Origin of the sequence: Nocardioides caricicola (assembly GCF_039541135.1) — a bacterium.
Taxonomy (GTDB): domain Bacteria; phylum Actinomycetota; class Actinomycetes; order Propionibacteriales; family Nocardioidaceae; genus Nocardioides; species Nocardioides caricicola.
The window spans coordinates 29481-46498 of record NZ_BAABFQ010000009.1 but is presented as its reverse complement, the minus strand read 5'-3'; the positions used below and the strand labels follow the sequence as shown (position 1 = coordinate 46498).

14 protein-coding genes and 1 other RNA gene are annotated in these 17018 nt (G+C 71.3%); 12 read left to right on the top strand and 3 right to left on the bottom strand.

Annotated features, from left to right (window positions below):
- The coding region (locus ABD875_RS19910; RefSeq protein WP_425576200.1) for a zinc-dependent metalloprotease family protein at positions 1-949 on the bottom strand (949 nt) is incomplete at its 3' end.
- 144 nt (positions 950-1093) lie between these two features.
- Here ABD875_RS19910 and ftsE point away from each other — a divergent pair.
- The 10 genes from ftsE to ABD875_RS19860 all read left to right on the top strand — a co-directional run bounded on the left by ftsE (position 1094) and on the right by ABD875_RS19860 (position 9592).
- Entirely contained in the window at positions 1094-1783 is a 690-nt protein-coding gene (ftsE, locus tag ABD875_RS19905) for a cell division ATP-binding protein FtsE (RefSeq protein ID WP_243059353.1), read from the top strand.
- A gap of 61 nt (positions 1784-1844) precedes the next feature.
- The gene (gene ftsX, locus ABD875_RS19900; RefSeq protein WP_345181519.1) at positions 1845-2756 is read left to right on the top strand and encodes a permease-like cell division protein FtsX; all 912 of its coding nucleotides are present in this window, start codon (positions 1845-1847) and stop codon (positions 2754-2756) included.
- A 53-nt stretch (positions 2757-2809) separates the two neighbouring features.
- Positions 2810-4069 carry a peptidoglycan DD-metalloendopeptidase family protein gene (locus ABD875_RS19895; RefSeq protein WP_345181518.1) on the top strand — a complete coding sequence of 420 codons (1260 nt, stop codon included), beginning with the start codon at positions 2810-2812 and terminating at the stop codon, positions 4067-4069.
- 155 nt (positions 4070-4224) lie between these two features.
- Entirely contained in the window at positions 4225-4704 is a 480-nt protein-coding gene (gene smpB / locus ABD875_RS19890; protein WP_345181516.1) for an SsrA-binding protein SmpB, read from the top strand.
- Entirely contained in the window at positions 4697-5578 is an 882-nt protein-coding gene (locus tag ABD875_RS19885; RefSeq protein WP_345181514.1) for an amidohydrolase family protein, read from the top strand. The genes smpB and ABD875_RS19885 overlap by 8 nt, the downstream gene beginning before the upstream one ends.
- The gene (locus tag ABD875_RS19880) at positions 5575-5949 is read left to right on the top strand and encodes a DNA polymerase ligase N-terminal domain-containing protein (RefSeq protein ID WP_345181512.1); all 375 of its coding nucleotides are present in this window, start codon (positions 5575-5577) and stop codon (positions 5947-5949) included. The genes ABD875_RS19885 and ABD875_RS19880 overlap by 4 nt, the downstream gene beginning before the upstream one ends.
- Positions 5950-5985: 36 nt before the next feature.
- The gene (locus tag ABD875_RS19875; RefSeq protein ID WP_345181510.1) at positions 5986-6999 is read left to right on the top strand and encodes an endonuclease/exonuclease/phosphatase family protein; all 1014 of its coding nucleotides are present in this window, start codon (positions 5986-5988) and stop codon (positions 6997-6999) included.
- An 86-nt stretch (positions 7000-7085) separates the two neighbouring features.
- Positions 7086-8108 carry a PNPOx family protein gene (locus ABD875_RS19870; RefSeq protein ID WP_345181509.1) on the top strand — a complete coding sequence of 341 codons (1023 nt, stop codon included), beginning with the start codon at positions 7086-7088 and terminating at the stop codon, positions 8106-8108.
- Positions 8109-8154: 46 nt separating this feature from the next.
- Positions 8155-8525, top strand: a transfer-messenger RNA (tmRNA) gene (ssrA, locus tag ABD875_RS19865).
- A 203-nt stretch (positions 8526-8728) separates the two neighbouring features.
- Complete coding sequence (locus tag ABD875_RS19860; RefSeq protein WP_345181507.1) at positions 8729-9592, top strand: sigma-70 family RNA polymerase sigma factor; 864 nt, start codon at positions 8729-8731, stop codon at positions 9590-9592.
- Here the strand turns inward: ABD875_RS19860 and ABD875_RS19855 are convergent, their stop codons facing one another.
- Positions 9593-10843 carry a hypothetical protein gene (locus ABD875_RS19855; protein ID WP_345181506.1) on the bottom strand — a complete coding sequence of 417 codons (1251 nt, stop codon included), beginning with the start codon at positions 10841-10843 and terminating at the stop codon, positions 9593-9595.
- Positions 10844-11061: 218 nt separating this feature from the next.
- Between ABD875_RS19855 and ABD875_RS19850 the strand changes: the two genes are divergently transcribed.
- Positions 11062-13992: a S8 family serine peptidase gene (locus ABD875_RS19850; RefSeq protein WP_345181504.1), complete on the top strand. Its 2931-nt coding sequence runs from the start codon at positions 11062-11064 to the stop codon at positions 13990-13992.
- A 72-nt stretch (positions 13993-14064) separates the two neighbouring features.
- Here the strand turns inward: ABD875_RS19850 and ABD875_RS19845 are convergent, their stop codons facing one another.
- Positions 14065-14670 carry a TetR family transcriptional regulator gene (locus ABD875_RS19845; protein ID WP_345181503.1) on the bottom strand — a complete coding sequence of 202 codons (606 nt, stop codon included), beginning with the start codon at positions 14668-14670 and terminating at the stop codon, positions 14065-14067.
- Between the two features lie 62 nt (positions 14671-14732).
- Between ABD875_RS19845 and ABD875_RS19840 the strand changes: the two genes are divergently transcribed.
- Positions 14733-17003 (top strand): molybdopterin-dependent oxidoreductase, encoded by a 2271-nt coding sequence (locus tag ABD875_RS19840; RefSeq protein WP_345181501.1) that lies wholly within the window; start codon positions 14733-14735, stop codon positions 17001-17003.
- The last annotated feature ends 15 nt before the right edge of the window (positions 17004-17018 follow it).

The following is a 17018-nucleotide window of genomic DNA, read 5'->3' as shown; positions in this document are numbered from 1 at the left end:
TGGCCGAACCCACGCTGTTGCCGGCGTCGTCGGCGCGCGGGCTCAGCCCGGCGGCCTGGATCACCGCGAAGTCGTCCTGCTGGTTGTCGGCGTCGGCGTAGTCGCCCTTGCTCCACTGGCTGATCGGCTGGTGGTCGGAGTTGCCCATGATCGGCGCCCAGGGGGCGTGGCCGGGGTCGTAGCCCTCCTCGCTGTTGCCGTCGTGCTCGAGGTTGAGGTTGTGGCCGACCTCGTGCGAGACCGTCTCGGCGATGCCCTTGGCGTTGTCCTGGTAGTACTGCGGGAACACCCACACGGGCTGCGACCTCCCGCCGACCTGGTCGAACACGTCGAGGTAGGCGATGCCGACGCACTGCCCGTCGCAGAGGTTGTCCACGGCGTTGCTGGGCGTGATCAGCGCGCGCGAGCCGAAGACCTGGTCGCCGGAGCCGCTGCGGGTGATCCGGTCCGCGCCGAGGTCCTCGGTGGTGACGTCGACGTCGAACGGCGCGAAGTCCTCCGCGACCCGCTGCCAGACCTCCTGGATCACGGCGCGCTCGTCGTCGTTGAACGACCCGGCGTTGCCGTCGAGGGTCCAGGCGGGGTGGCTGCCGTTGGGCAGCCCCTCGCTGTTCCAGGCGGAGCCGGACACGGTCGCGCCGTCGAAGTCGAGGAGGATCGTCCGGTTCGACCCGGGCTGGCTGTGCAGCCGGAACGTCTGGCTCAGCGGGAACTGTGGCGCGAGCCGCGGTGCGGCCCGCTGCGCGCGCAGGGCGGCAGCGCTCGGCACCGGCTCGGTGTAGTAGACGCGCCCGTTGCTGTCGATCGCCGCGGTCGGGTCGTCCTGGACGATCGCGGCGTACCGCGCGGCCTCGCGATCCGTGCCGGCCGCCTGGCCCGAGGTGCTCGTCACACCCAGCACCGCTGCCGCCGCCGCGAGCGCCGTGGCGCACGCCACAGCCCGTCGCATCCTCGTGCTCATCCACCCCACCTCCGGTTCCGGACGCTATCGGTGCATCGGCAGTCCGTCCGCGGAACCGAGGACTCTTCACCCGGCGCTCCCACCCGGGACGGGTCCGCAGGCGGCGTGGGGCCACCGACTACCCTCGATCCGGTGATCCGCTTCGAGAAGGTCGTCAAGGCCTACCCCGGCCAGGCGCGCGCCGCCCTCGACCAGGTGTCGGTCGACATCGACAAGGGGGAGTTCGTCTTCCTCGTCGGCACGTCGGGCTCCGGCAAGTCGACGTTCCTGCGCCTGGTGCTGCGCGAGTACCGCGCCACGTCCGGCCGGATCTACGTCGCCGGCAAGGAGATCAACCGGCTCGCCAGCTGGAAGGTCCCGCGGATGCGTCGCCAGATCGGCACGGTGTTCCAGGACTTCCGGCTGCTCCCGAACAAGACCGTCAGCGAGAACGTCGCCTTCGCGCTGCAGGTGATCGGCCGCTCCCGCTCCGAGATCAACAAGCTGGTCCCCGAGACGCTGGAGCTGGTCGGTCTCGACGGCAAGGGCGACCGGATGCCCGACGAGCTGTCCGGCGGCGAGCAGCAGCGGGTCGCGGTCGCCCGGGCGTTTGTGAACCGGCCGATGATCCTGATCGCCGACGAGCCCACCGGCAACCTCGACCCCACGACCTCGGTCGGCATCATGAAGCTGCTGGACCGGATCAACCGCACCGGCACCACCGTGCTGATGGCCACCCACGACGCCGGCATCGTCGACCAGATGCGCAAGCGCGTCATCGAGCTGGACGACGGCCGGGTCGTGCGCGACCAGGTCCAGGGCAGCTACGGCTTCCAGCACTGACGGTCCAGTACTGAGCCGCGCCCCCGTACGACGCACTCCACCGAAACGAGTCCCCGCACCCATGCAGCTTCGCTACGTCTTCTCCGAGCTCGGCCAGGGCCTGCGCCGCAACCTGTCCATGCACGTGGCCGTGATCCTCACGCTCTTCGTCTCGCTGACCCTGGTCGGGCTCGGCGTGCTGCTGAACCAGCAGGCCGAGAAGGCGGCGGAGCAGTGGGGCTCCGAGCTGCAGATCACGGCGTTCCTCTGCAAGGACCGCGACGACAACCCAGCCTGCGCCGGTGAGGTCACCGAGGCGCAGAAGGAGCGGATCGCCGCGGTCGTCGAGGAGAACCCCGAGGTCGACAGCTACCGCTTCGAGACCAAGGAGGAGGCGTTCGAGAAGATCAAGGAGCTCCTCGGCGCCGAGAAGTTCGAGGGACCGAACCCGGCCGCGACCGCCGAGGACATGCCCGAGTCGGTCTGGATCACGCTCAACGACCCCGACGAGTACGAAGGGATCGAGAGCGCGATCATCGGGCTCGACGGCGTCTCCAGCGTGCGTGACCAGCGCCAGATCGTGGGCCCGGTGCTCCAGGGTCTGAACGTCATGCGGATCGGCGCGCTCGGGATCGCGGCGTTCCTCGTCGTCGCGGCGCTCCTGCTGGTCGCGAACACGATCCGGCTGGCGGCCTTCGCACGCCGCCGCGAGATCGGCATCATGCGCCTGGTCGGGGCGTCCACCCTCTACATCGCGCTGCCGTTCCTCATGGAGGCCCTGGTGACCGCGGCGATCGCGGTGGTGGTCGCCGTGGGCGCGCTCGGGGCGTTCATGTGGTTCGGCGTGCACCAACAGCTCGAGGACCTCGTGGGCTTCATCCCCTGGATCGGGATGGAGGAGTTCACCTACGCCGCGATCGTGGTCGCGATCCTCGGCCCGGTGCTCACGCTGCTCCCGACACTCGTGTTGACGCGCAAATACCTCAAAGTCTGATCCGCGCGGGTTACCGTCGTCGCGTTCACTTCCCCGAACACGAAGGCAACACGGTGCGTCACTTCCCCCGTACCGCTCGCCAGCGCCTTGCTGCGGCCACTGCGGCCTGCACGCTCGCGCTCGGTGCGCTGGCTGTCCCGCTCGCCAGTGCCGACCCCAAGGACCTGAGGCACCGCCAGCAGCAGGCCCAGGAGCAGGTCGAGCACGCCGAGCACGCCCTCGACGAGTCCAGCGACCGGCTCCAGGCTGCGCGCAGCGCGCTGGAGCAGGCGGTCTCCGACCTGGCCGCCGCCCGCGGGACGTACTGGGCCGCGCGCGCCAAGCTGGACGCCGCGAAGGTCCGCGACCAGGAGATGCAGGAGCGGCTCGAGGTCGCCGAGCTGCGCCTCGAGAACGCGCAGGCCGACCTCGCGGAGGGCCAGGACGCGCTCGCCGACCAGCGGATCGCGCTCACCGACACCGTCACCGACATCTACGAGCAGGGTGACCCGCAGCTGCTGGCGTTCGCCACCATCCTCGAGTCGCGCACCACCGCCGACCTGACCCGCCAGGCCGAGCTCAGCGACGTCATCGTCGGCCGCGAGGCCCGGGCGTACGACGACCTGCACGCCGCCGAGGTGCTGCTCCAGGTCCGCGAGAACGAGGTCCAGGCGGCCCGCGACGACGTCGAGGAGCAGCGCGAGGCGGCGGCCGAGCACCTGGCCACCATGCAGACGCTCACCGCCGAGGCCGCGACCGCGAAGCAGGCGGTCCGGACCCAGGTCGAGAACCGCCGTACCGCCAGCGTCGAGGCCCGTGCCGCCCGTCAGCAGGACCTCGCGGCCCTGCGTGTGGCCAAGCAGCGCGAGGCGCGCATCAAGCAGCTGATCCTGGCCGCGTCGCGGCGCGCCACGGGCGGCTACACCGGCTCGACCAACGGGCTGCTGATCCGCCCGGTCCCGGGCGCGGTGACCTCGTCGTTCGGCTACCGCGAGCACCCGATCTACCACTACTGGGGCATGCACGACGGCACCGACTTCGGCGTCTCCTGCGGCGAGCCGATGCGCGCCGTCGCGGGCGGCACCGTGATCGCGGCGTACTTCTCCACCGTCTACGGCAACCGGCTCTACCTCAGCCTCGGCCAGATCAACGGCAAGAACGTCACCGCGGTCTACAACCACGCGACCGGCTACCGGGTCGGTGTCGGCGACCGCGTCAACCAGGGCGAGACCGTCGGGTACGTCGGCTCCACCGGCTGGTCCACCGGCTGCCACCTCCACTTCACGATCCTGGTGAACGGCGACCCCGTCGACCCGATGGCCTGGCTCCCCTAACCCCCCGACGTCGAATCGGGACTTCCGGTCCGTTGAGTCGGGAGTTCCGGTCCGTTGAGTCGGGAGTTCCGGTCTCGGGATCGACCAGAACTCCCGATTCGAGTGACCGAAAGTCCCGATTCAACGTGGTTGCGGCGCACTGAGAGAATGGGTGCATGGCCAAGGAGACCGGGCAGAAGATGGTCGCGCAGAACAAGAAGGCGCGGCACGACTACCTCATCGAGGACACCTACGAGGCCGGCCTGGTCCTCATGGGCACCGAGGTGAAGTCGCTGCGCCAGGGCCGGGCCTCGCTGGTCGACGGGTTCGTGGACATCGAGGGTCACGAGGCGTGGCTGCACAACGTGCACATCCCGGAGTACTCCCAGGGCACCTGGACCAACCACTCCGCGCGGCGCAAGCGCAAGCTGCTGCTCAACCGCGTCGAGATCGACAAGATCGAGCGGCGGGTGAACGAGAAGGGCCTCACCGTCGTCCCCCTCGCGCTCTACTTCAAGGACGGCCGGGCCAAGGTCGAGATCGCCCTGGCCAAGGGCAAGAAGTCGTGGGACAAGCGCCAGGCCATCGCCGAGCGGACCGCCAACCGGGAGACCGAGCAGGCGATCGGCCGGCGCATGAAGGGCATGCGTGACTGACCCTCACCCCGACGTCCCGCCGGTCCGGGCGTTCTGGGAGGGGCTCGGCCTGCCGGGGCTGTTCGACGTGCACGTGCACTTCTTGCCGCCGAACATCCAGCGCGCGGTCTACGCCGTCTTCGACGCCGCCGGGCCGAAGATCGGCCGCGACTGGCCGATCCGCTACCGGCAGGACCACGCCGAGCGCGTCGAGATCCTGCGCGCGATGGGGGTACGGCGGTTCCCGACGCTGCCGTACGCGCACAAGCCGGGGGTCGCTGCCTACCTCAACGACTGGGCGGCGGAGTTCGCGCGGGACGTGCCGGAGTCGCTGTGGTCGGCGACGTTCTACCCCGAGCAGTCGGCGCCGTCGTACGTCGCCGCCGCAGTCGAGGCCGGCGTCGAGGTGTTCAAGCTGCACCTGCAGGTGGGGGAGTTCCACGTCGACGACCCGCTTCTCGACGGCGTGTGGGGTGTGCTCGAGGACGCCGGCACGCCGGTCGTGCTGCACGCGGGCTCCGGACCGGTCGGCAACGAGTTCACCGGTCCGGCGTCGACCGAGCGGCTGCTGCGCCGCCACCCGCGGCTGGCGCTGGTGCTCGCGCACATGGGCGCGCCGGAGTGCGCGGAGTTCCTGGCGCTCGCGGAGCAGTACGACGAGGTCCGCCTCGACACCACCATGGTGTTCACGGACTTCTTCCCGGCCTACCCGCCCGACCTGGTGCCCCGGCTGCGCGACGTGTCGCACAAGATCCTGCTCGGCAGCGACTTCCCGACGATCCCGTACCCCTACGCCCACCAGTTCGAGGGCCTGGCGCGCCTCGACCTCGGGGACGACTGGCTGCGCGCGGTCTGCTGGGAGAACGGCGCCCGGCTGTTCGGGGTCGCGGCATGATCTTCGTCGTGCAGCGGCACCGCGCGACCACGCTGCACTACGACCTCCGGCTGGAGGTCGACGGCGTCCTGGCGTCGTGGGCGCTGCCGAAGGAGCCCACGACCGATCCGCGCGTGAAGCGGCTCGCCGTCCAGGTCGACGACCACGAGCTCGACCATGCCGACTACCAGGACGAGAACAAGTCCACCTGGGACCGCGGCACCTACGACAACCTCACGGAGCCCGATGCCGCGGGCGCGATCGCTGCCGGGCACATCAAGGTGCGCCTGCACGGATCCCGGCTCGACGGCGTCTACGCGTTGACCCGCACCTCGATGAACGGCGATCCACGGAACTGGATCATCGTGAAGGTCGCCGATCCTCAGGTCTGAGTCGTTCCGGCCGATGTCGGAGATGTGCTGGACCGCGTGCTGCTCCCTGTCCTCGTCGCCTCCGCGGTGACGGTGGCCGGTGTCGTCGGCGGGAACGTCGTCGACCTGCGCGTCGCGTCCACGGCGGTCGAGCAGCAGGCGATCGGCGTCCCCGAGCCCCCGGTGACGCTCACGGCTCCGCCCCCACCGGCCGACCCGGCCCCGGTCCTGCCGGGAGCGAAGCTCCGGCTGCGGCCGACCCCGACCGCCACGCCGTCGGCCGACCCGGTGAAGGCGCCGGCTCCGTCCAGCGGCTCGGTCGTGGTGCCGCGCGCCGCGCCGCTGCCGCCGGTCCCGACGCCGACCCCGCCCAGCGCGCCCTCGACCGTCTCGATCACCCAGGCGAACCTCTACCAGGGCATGTCCGCGAGCGCCTTCGCCCAGGACCTGGCCACCGTCGCCTCCACGCAGCCGGACTTCATCACCCTCAACGAGGCCGGTCACCGCGGTGACGCGGAGATCCGGCCGGCGGGCTACGCGTCGTACCGGGCCACCGGCTCGCCGTACCTCGCCGAGACCCCGGTCCTGTGGCGCACCGACCGCTGGACCCAGGTGGACACCGGCTACCGCTGGCTCACGACCCGCAAGGTCAAGTGGGGTGAGCGGGCCGTCAACTGGGTCACCCTGCGCAACGCGTCCGGCCAGGTCGTCTCGGTCGTCTCCGCGCACCCGGCTCCGACGCTGAAGCGTACGGCGGGCCTGCTGCCCGTCTTCGTCGACGGCCTCGCCGACGTCGTCCGCGAGCTCGCAGCCAGCGGCCCGGTGCTGGTCGGCGGCGACTTCAACGCCGGGTACCACGGACCGCTCTGGCCGGGCGCCGGCCTCGCTGCCGCCGGCCTGACCTCGACGTACGACGTGTTCGGCGTCCCCGACGGGGGGACCGGTGACCACTTCGGTCACACGATCGACTACGTCTTCCACACCGCCGGCCTCACCCCGACGGCCCAGTCGACGCGCGAGCTCAGCTCCGACCACGACGCCGTCCTGGCGACGTTCTCCCTCGCCGGCTGACGGCCCGTCCGGCCGGGCTGTTCGGTCCCGGATCGGGGTGACCTTCGACCCTGCTGCACCCGCACCGCGCGGAGTGGACTGGGGCCGTGCTCGAGACCGATGTCCGCCCCGACCGGGCCACGCCGTACCGCCTCTGGATCGCCGCGTGCGCGGCGGCCGAGGCGCTCGGCATGACGGCCGCGGCCGCGGCGGCGATGGTGGCCGACACGATGACGGGTCCTGCGGCGCTGAGTGTGGTCGTCGCCGGGGGCCTGGTCGAGGGAACGGCGCTGGGCACCGCCCAGGTGACCGTCCTCGCTCGTGTCGCGCCTGCGTTGTCCCGAGCGCGGTACCTGGTGGCGACGATCGTCGTCGCCGGGTTGGGCTGGGCCGCGGCGTCCGCTCCTGCCGTCCTGCGCGAGGGAGGCGGGGACGAGCAGCCACCTCTGCTGCTGGTGATCGTGGCGGCGGGCGCCCTGGGTGCGGTGCTGGGCCTCGTGCTCGGCCTCGCCCAGGCATACGCCCTGCGCGGCGCCGTGCGGCACCCCCGGAGGTGGGTGGTGGCGAACACCGCGGCCTGGCCCGCGACCATGGCGCTCATCTTCGTGGGCGCCACGATGCCGGACGCCGGGTGGGCGGCCGCGAGCGTGCTGGTGACCGGTGCCCTCACCGGTGCCGTCGCCGGCACGGCGCTCGGCCTGGTGACCGGGCTCTTCGTGCCGACCCTCTCGGGAGTGTCGGCGTCGAGCCGGGCGGTGCTGGCGCTCCTCTCCTCCTCGCGCCCTCCGGGGTTGCAGCGGGCCCTCATCGGCTTGGGCCTGCGAGGCAGGAGCTCGGGGCGCTGGTACCGCTTCCCGGTCCAGTACGCCGTGGCGCCGGGCGGACTCGCCCTGCTCCCCGGACGACCCTCACGCAAGACCTGGTGGCGCAACATCGACCCCGTCGCCACCCGGGTCGAGGTGCTCCGTGAGGGCGTCTGGGCGCCGGCCTCCGCCCGGCGCCTCGGGCCTGGCGACCTGGAGTACGACGCGGCGCTCGCGGCGTACCTCCACCGGTGGCCGGACACCGCGCCGGCGGCCGACCAGCCGCTGGTCCTGGTGCAGCTCGGAGCCGCCTGGGGGAATCCCTGATGCCCCGGCGTGGTTGAGCCACGTAGACTGGTGTCACAACTCAAGAGGGGCTGATCGGTTTCGACTTGGGACGTTAGTTCCAGGGGAAGCGGGTCGAGGAGCCAGCGTTATCTCGTAAACGATCGCTGGAAACCAATAACTGCCAACGCTAAGCGCAGTTCCTTCGCTCTCGCCGCCTGAGCGGTGATCGAAGCGTCAGACCGGGTATCCGTCTCCGGCCCGGACCCTGGCGTCATCTAGGAGACTTGCTGCTCACTCCGTGTCGCGGAGGGTGAGCGGGACTATTCCGTGACTGAGCCTGTCGGGGACGTGTCCGTGCGAGCCCCGGGGCCGAGAAAAGCGACATCACGGACTGCACCCGGAGAAGACCTGGATCGGCGCTCGAGGACCGGGGTTCGATTCCCCGCAGCTCCACCGCATCAACCTCTTGAACCAGAGCCTCCCCGGCCCGCCGGGGAGGCTCTGGTGCTTTCCGCCGGGTGCTCGGTGCGGGCCCACCGGACTAGAGTCATGGCCCGTTCGGACTAGTCGAGCCCTCGGGTCGGACCATTACGGACGAGTAGCCGTTGTTTTCTCGCGAACGCGCGTCATGGGCGGTGGGGAGGCCCGTTTGGTCTGCGATGACGACCCACACCGCACCCACCGAGCCCCTTGCCCGCGACGACGCCGACGAGCTCGCCGTCCGCTACCTCCCGATCGTGGGATACCTGGTCCGCGAGACCATGTCCCGAGTGCCGTCGTACGTCGACGAGGACTCCCTGCACTCGGCCGGCAACCTGGCGCTGGTCGCCGCCGCCCGGGCGTTCGACCCGGCGCGCGGGGTGCCGTTCGACCGGTACGCCTCCACGCGGATCCGGGGAGCGATCGTCGACGAGCTCCGCTCCGTCGACTGGGCCTCGCGCTCGGTGCGCCGGCGCAGCCGTGAGCTGGCCGACGCCCGCGCCCGCCTGACCGCCACCGGCGGCGGGACCCCGGGCGACGCGGTGGTCGCCCGCGAGCTCGGCGTGAGCGTCGACGAGGTCGTCAAGATCGACGCCGACGTCGCCCGCGCGACCGTGCTCCCGCTCGAGACCGGCCCCGACTTCTCGTACGCCGACACCCTGCACGCCCCGGGTGACGGACCGGAGGCCAGCGCCCTGAACACCGAGCGGCTCGAGTACCTCGTCGACGCGATCGCCGAGCTCCCCGACCGGCTCGCCACCGTGGTCCGCGGCTACTTCCTCGAGGAGCGCCCGATGGCCGAGATCGCCGCCGAGCTCGGGGTCACCGAGTCGCGCATCTCCCAGCTCCGCGCGGAGGCACTGGTGCTCCTGCGCGACGCGCTCAACGCCGCCCTCCACCCGGAGCTGCTGGCGGTGCCCGAGACCCGGCCCGCGGGTGTGGTCGGTCGCCGCCGCGCCGCCTACGCCGACGCCGTCGCCGAGCGGCACGCGCAGCGGGCGGTCCGCCCGTCGAGGCGGGCCCGGCAGGTCGCCACGGTCTGACTAGAACCCGTCGACCGGGCTCCAGACCCGGCGCTGCCCGATGCTGAGGCCCTCGTCGTCACCCACGGCCGCACCGCGCACACCGGGCAGGTACGTCGAGGTCCAGCTCCGCAGGTCCGGGGTCGCCGCGACGGCGACCCCGCCGCGACAGGTCATCACGACCGCGAAGCCCTGCGGCCCGGCCTCGTACCCCTCCTGCCACCGGCACCGGCTGCCCGGCGGTGCGCCGTCGAGGAGGACCGGGTCGCTCCAGCGCTCCTCGCCGAGCAGGTGGCTCTGCACCTGGATCCGCTGGCCGTCGGGGGAGCCGAACGTGACGTCGTTCCAGTGCACGAAGCCGATGCTCGACGAGTCGCAGCACCCCCGCACGTCGATCCGGTCGAACCCGCTCGCGTCCTCGGTCGTGGTCGTCCAGCCATCACCGTCGTCGACGAACCAGAAGGTCGCGCCCCGGTGGTTGGACGGGTTCACCTGCACCCAGCTGTCGCTCCAGGTCGCGAGGTAGGTGCGGCAGTCGGACGGCCGGTTCCCGCGCAGCGGCTCGGTCCGCCGGTCCGCGACGGTGAGGCCGGCCGAGCCCGGCTCGCTCGTGTAGAGCGCGAACGTGCAGGAACCGTGGTCGGGAGCGGAGCCGACCATCCGCAGCGACCCGTCGGGTGCGAGCACGGGATCGGACGGCGACGCCCGGCGGTAGTCGAAGCCCGGATGGTTCTCCCAGCGCTCCTCGTGGAAGCCGGCCGACGCGTCCCAGAACAGCACGCCCTCCGCGGACTGCCCGAGGTAGGCGCTGGACCCGTCCGGGGTCACCTGGCCCTCGGTGGCCCAGGAGTCCGTCGCGTCGCACGCCAGGTCCCGGCACACGACGGCGACGTACGACGCGCTGCTGTCACTGTCGTCGTGGACGTCGGAGGTGTAGGTCTCCACCACCGCGACGGTGCCGCCGCCGTACCGCACGGTGTTCTCGATCGCGAGGTTCTCCCGGTCGTTCCAGACCGTCTCCGGCGCGGTCCAGCCGTGGCCGTCGGGGTCTCGCCACTGCACGACGAGCCGGTGCCCGTCCGGGGATCCGAGCGCCAGCTGGGCCTCGCCGTCGGGCAGGTCGACGTAGACGTTCGGCTCGCCGCGGTCGCCGTAGCGCTGGAGGGTGTGGTCGTACGCATCCTCGCCGTGCCACGCCGACCAACCCGCCACCGCTCCGGCGACCACGGCCAGGAGCGCGAGCGGGCCCACCACCCACCCGAGACGACGCATGCCTCCAGCCTAGGCGGGGCCGGCTGCGTCGGACCCGCGACAGGACTGTTACCCGTTTGGGCCTTGACCGGGTGGCCCGGTGCACACAGGATCACTCACGTCCCTGGTGTTTCGGGGGCACCCGGTCGGCTCGGTGTCGATCGTCCGGTTTGCTCTGTGAATCGAGGAAAATCTTGTCTGTGTTCCATCTCGGGCGGGTCAGGCTTGCTGCGCTGACATTGACGCCCATCGTCGCGCTCTCGAGCGCCCTGGCGGTGGCGCCCACGTCGTCCGCCCTGTCCACCGCGGAGAAGGACGTCGCCCCGGTCGACGCGGCGCGCGCCGCGTTCGGCGGCGATGCCCTCCCCGAGGCCGGGGTGTACAACGTGATCCTCAAGGCTCCGCCGTCGGCGTCGTACGCCGGAGGCCGCAAGGGCTACGCCCGGACCGCGCCCGCGGCCGGCGGGTCGTTCAACCCCCGCGCCGCCGCGGTGCAGCAGTACGAGCGGATGCTGGCCAGCCAGCAGGACCGCGTCCTCCAACGTGTCGGTGACCCGAACACGATCTACCGCTACACCACCGCCCTCAACGGCTTCTCGGCCCAGCTCACGGGCCCCCAGGTCCTCGCGCTCCGCAAGGACGCCAGCGTCCTGACCGTGAACCCGCAGGAGCGCGTCCAGGCCACCACGGTGCACACCCCTGAGTTCCTGCACATGAGCGGCAAGAACGGCCAGTGGGCCAAGAACGGTGGTACGGCGAAGGCCGGCAAGGGCGTCGTCGTCGGCGTCATCGACACCGGCATCTGGCCCGAGAACCCGTCGTTCAAGGGCAAGAAGGGCCCCGTGAGCGTGCCCGGCTTCTACGGCACCTGCGAGGCCGGTGAGGAGTTCCCGGCCACGACCTGCAACTCCAAGGTGGTCGGCGCGCGCTACTACGACGCCTACACCGAGGGCAAGGAGCTGGCCGAGACCGAGTACCGCTCGCCGCGCGACGGTGGCGGCCACGGCTCGCACACCGCCGCGACCGCCGCGGGCAACTACGGCGTGAAGGTCAAGATCGAGGGCCAGGACTTCGGCCGGGCCTCCGGCATGGCGCCGGCCGCCATGATCTCGGTCTACAAGGTGCTGTGGAGCTTCGAGGACGCCTCCCAGGACGGTGGCAGCGACGTCGACATCATCGCGGCGATCGACGACGCGGTCAGCGACGGCGTCGACGTCATCAACTACTCCATCGGCAGCACCGGAGGCGGCGACGCGTTCACCGACGCCAGCAACCTCGCGTTCATGAACGCCTCCATCGCGGGCGTGTTCGTCGCGACCTCGGCCGGCAACGACGGCCCGGACGCCACGACCGTCGGCAACAACGGCCCGTGGATGACGACCACGGCCGCCAGCACGTCGTACAACTACCAGGGCGGCGTCGTGCTCGGGAACGGCGAGAAGTACGTCGGCGCGATGGTGAGCGACAAGGCCGTCCCGACCAGCCCGTTCGTCTACGCCGCCGACGTCGAGGTCGCGGAGTCCGAGGACGACGGCCTCTGCGGTCCGGACTCGCTGGACCCCGCGAAGGTCGAGGGCACGATCGTCGCCTGTGACCGTGGCGTCTACGACCGGATCGCCAAGAGCGCCGAGGTCGCCCGGGCCGGTGGTGTCGGCATGGTGCTGCTCAACACCAGCGACAACAGCATCGACGCGGACTTCCACTCGGTCCCGACCGTGCACCTGAACGTGCCGGACGCCGACGAGGTCTACGCCTACGTGACCGAGGACGAGAACCCGACGGCTCGGATCAACCCGAACCTCGCCGACGACACCCCGGTGCCCCAGATCGCCGGGTTCTCCTCGCGCGGCCCGGCCGCCACGGACGCCGGTGGCGGCGACGTCATCAAGCCCGACATCGCCGCGCCCGGCGTGAGCGTCGTCGCCGCGGTCGCACCGCCCAGCAACCACGGGCACAAGTGGGACCTCTACTCGGGCACGTCGATGGCGTCCCCGCACATCGCCGGCCTGGCCGCCTTCATCCACCGGCTCAAGCCGTACTGGACGCCGGCCATGGTCAAGTCGGCGATGATGACGACGTCGTACGACCTCAAGGACGAGGAGCCGAGCCCGTTCGCCCAGGGCGCGGGTCAGGTCGACCCGCGCAAGTTCCTCGACCCGGGCCTGGTCTTCGACGCCCGGGGCGCCGACTACCTGAACTTCCTGTCCGGTCAGGGAGTCACGACGGCGACGGGTGCGCCGCTCACGCCGAACCCCATCGACGCGAGCGACCTCAACCTGCCGTCGATCGGCATCGGTGACCTGGTCGGCAACCAGACGGTGACCCGCCGGGTGACCAACGTGTCGGGCAAGGGCGAGACCTACACGATCAGCTCGACCGGCCTCGACGGTGTCACCGTCACCGCCACCCCGGCCTCGATCACGGTCCCGGCCGGCGCGACGCGGAGCTTCGAGGTCACGCTGGCCTCGGCCGACGACGTCGCCTATGGCGAGTTCACCTCCGGCAAGCTGCTCCTGACCGGCAGCCGTGGCCACAAGGTCCAGCTCCCGGTGTCGGTCAAGCCGGAGGCGCTGGTCGCCGACGACGAGGTCGTGGGCACCGTCCCGAACGGCACGGCCACGGTCGAGGGTCTGGCGGGCTTCTCCGGCAGCATCGACCTCAAGCCCTCGGGCCTGGTCGGCTCGACGCCGGTCGTCCAGGACCTGCCGGCCGGTGGGTTCAACCCTGACGCGCCGAGCGCCGACGCGGACACCTTCAAGTCCACGGTGGTCGTGCCGGCCGGGTCCTCGGTCCGGTTCCGCACCGACGGTGACCCGGACGACGACCTGGACGTGTGGGTCTACCTCGACGGCCAGCTGGTCGGCGCCTCGGCCACGGCGAGCTCCGACGAGGTCGTCACGGGGATCGGCGTCCCCGCAGGGACATACGACGTGTACGTGAACGCCTTCGCCGCAGGCGAGGGGCCGGCCACGATGCGCTACGACCAGTGGGTGGTCGCGGACGGTGCCGACGCCGGCAACATGGTGCTCGACCCCGACCCGCTCCCGGTCGAGTCCGGTGAACCGTTCTCGTACACCGCGACGTGGACGGGTCTCGCCGAGTCGCAGAACTGGTTCGGCTACGTCACCTACGGCGATCGCGACATGCACACGATCGTCCAGGTCGACTAGCGGCGAGCACTCAGCAGCAAGAGCGACGGCCCCGTTCCGCAGCCTGCGGGACGGGGCCGTTGCCTGTCGTGCCTACGGCCTGCCGGCCAGGATCGCGGCGACGGCGTTCTGCAGGTCCTCGACGACGTGCGCCGCAGGGGCCGGCCGGGCCGGGGTGCCGACGTTGCCGCGGACGAACTCCAGGTCACCGAGGACCCGGAAGCAGAGCGAGGTGGCCTCGGCGATCCGGAACCGGACGCTGGAGAGCCGGAGGTCGGGGTCGATGCGGCGCAGCACCCGCCCGATGCGGTTGGCCTGGGGCGCGAACGTCTCGTTGAGCAGGCTCCACCCGGGCTCGCGGCGCGAGCCGGCGATCTCGCCGACCAGGCGGATCCAGGCGTCCTCGCCGCGCAGCGCGAGCGCGGCGACCGGCTCGACGAGGGTGGCCGCCAGCTCGTCGACGTCCGGGTGGTCCGCCGACTCCAACGCCGCGAGGCGCTCCTCCCGGTCGGCGCGGATCGCGTCGCTACGGCTGCGGATCAGCTCGGCGAGCAGGGCGTCCTTGGAGCCGAAGTGGTAGTTCACGGCGGCGACGTTCGTGCCCGCCTCGGCCATGATCGCGCGCAGCGAGGTCGCGCCGTACCCACGCTCGGCGAACAGCCGTTCGGCGGTCTCCAGGAGGACGTCGCGCTGGCTCACGACCTGATTCCATCACACGATGGTTATTCCATCACTTGATGGAATCGCTGTACGGTCTCGCCATGACGGAGCTGCCCCTGATCGTGCACAAGCGGACCTGCCCCCTGTGTGAGGCGATGTGCGGCCTGAAGGTCCACGTCCGGGGCGACCAGGTCGAGAAGATCACCGCCGACCCGGACGACGTCTGGTCCCGGGGCCACATCTGCCCGAAGGGCACCACGCTCGGGACGCTGCACCACGACCCCGACCGGCTGCGCCGCCCGGTCGTGAAGCAGCCGGACGGCACGTTCAAGGAGGTCAGCTACGCCGAGGCGTACGCCCGCGTCGACGAGCTCCTCGGCCCGGTCATCGCCGAGCACGGGATCGAGGCGGTCACGGCGTACGTCGGCAACCCGCTGGCCCACGCGCTCGACCTGAGCCGGTACGTCGGCATCCTCATCGGGATGTCCGGGATCCCGATGATCTACTCGCCCGGGGTCGTGGACCAGTGGCCCAAGAACGTCGGCGCCCACCTCATGTACGGCGGCATGTGGAAGATCCCGGTCCCGGACCTCCAGCGCACCGACCTCTTCGTCGTCATGGGCGCCAACCCGCAGGCCTCGCAGGGCTCCCTGATGGCCTGTCCTGACGTGATGGGCGAGATCGGCGCGATCCAGAAGCGCGGCGGCAGGGTCGTGGTCGTCGATCCCCGGCGTACCGGCACCGCGGCCAAGGCCAGCGAGTGGATCCCGATCGTGCCCGGCACCGACGCCGCGTTCCTCCTGGCGATGGTGCAGGTGCTGTACGCCGACGGACTGGTCGACCTCGGTCACGTGCTCGGCCACGTCGAGGGCGGGCAGGACGCGGTCGACGCGCTCGGCCGCCTGGCCGAGCCGTGGACCCCCGAGCGTGTCGAGTCGCTGACCGGCGTCCCGGCGGAGCGGACCCGTGCGCTCGCCCGGGAGCTCGCCACCACGCCTCGCGCCGCGCTCTACGGCCGGATCGGGCTCTGCAACCAGGAGTTCGGCACCCTGGCGAGCTGGCTGGTCGACGTGGTCAACATCCTCACCGGCCACTTCGACGTCGAGGGCGGGCTGATGTTCCCGCTGCCCGCCGCGTGGACGGTGAGCGACCTGCCGATGCCCGACCTCGAGAAGGGCGTGCCGAACTTCGGCCGCTGGCGCAGCCGGGTCCGCGGTGCGCCCGAGGTGCTGGGTCACGTGCCGGTGTCGTGCCTGCACGAGGAGATCAGCACGCCGGGGAAGGGACAGATCAAGGCGCTGTTCACGGTCGCCGGGAACCCGGTGCTCTCGTCACCCGAGGGGGACCGGCTCGACGCCGCTCTGCCGCAGCTGGACGCAATGATCAGCCTCGACCTCTGGATCAACGAGACCACCCGGCACGCGGACGTGATCTTCCCGGGCCTCTCGGCGCTGGAGTCGGACCACCACGACGACATGATCTGGATGTTCGCGGTGCGCAGCGGTGCGAAGTTCTCCCCGGCGGTCTTCGAGCCGGTCGAGGACCGGCCCGGCGAGTGGGACACGCTGATCCGACTGGCCGGGGCGTGCCTGGGCACGCCGATGGCCGACTTCGACGTCGCCGCGATCGACGACGGCTTCTTCGACGTGCTCGCGATGGCGCACGGCATCGACGGCGAGGCCGCGCGCCGGCACTACACGGAGGGCGGGCCGCTGCGGCTGCTCGACCTGCAGATCCGCTCCGGCCCGTTCGGCGACCGGTACGGCGAGAACCCCGACGGCCTCACCCTCGCCAAGGTCCGCGAGCACCCCGACGGCATCGACCTCGGCCCGATGGTCCCGCGCCTGGCCGACGTCATCGACACCGAGAGCGGCCGGCTCGTCCTGGCGCCGCCGTACATCACCGCGGACCTCGCACGTCTCGAGCGACGCCTGGGCCGGCCCCGACCGGAGCTGGTCCTCGTCAACCGCCGGCACCTGCGCTCGAACAACTCCTGGCTGCACAACGTGCCGCAGCTGATGAAGGGCAGCAACCGGTGCACGCTGCTGATGCACCCCGCGGACGCAGCCGAGCGGGGCCTGGCCGACGGCGACCTCGTCTGCGTGACCTCGGAGAGCGGTGCGATCGAGATCCCGCTCGAGATCGACGACGGCATCATGACCGGCGTGGTCTGCACACCGCACGGATGGGGGCACGGCGCGGACGGCGCCCGCCTCTCCGTCGCCGGCGGCGCACCGGGCGTGAACACCAACGCAATCTCCCCGGGCCGTCTCGTGGACGAGATCTCCGGCAACGCCATGGTCAACGGCTTCGAGGTCTCCGTCGCCGCGGTCGGGGACAAGTTCTCCAGATCGGTCGCAACCTCCGGCTGATCCGCGTCGTCTCCA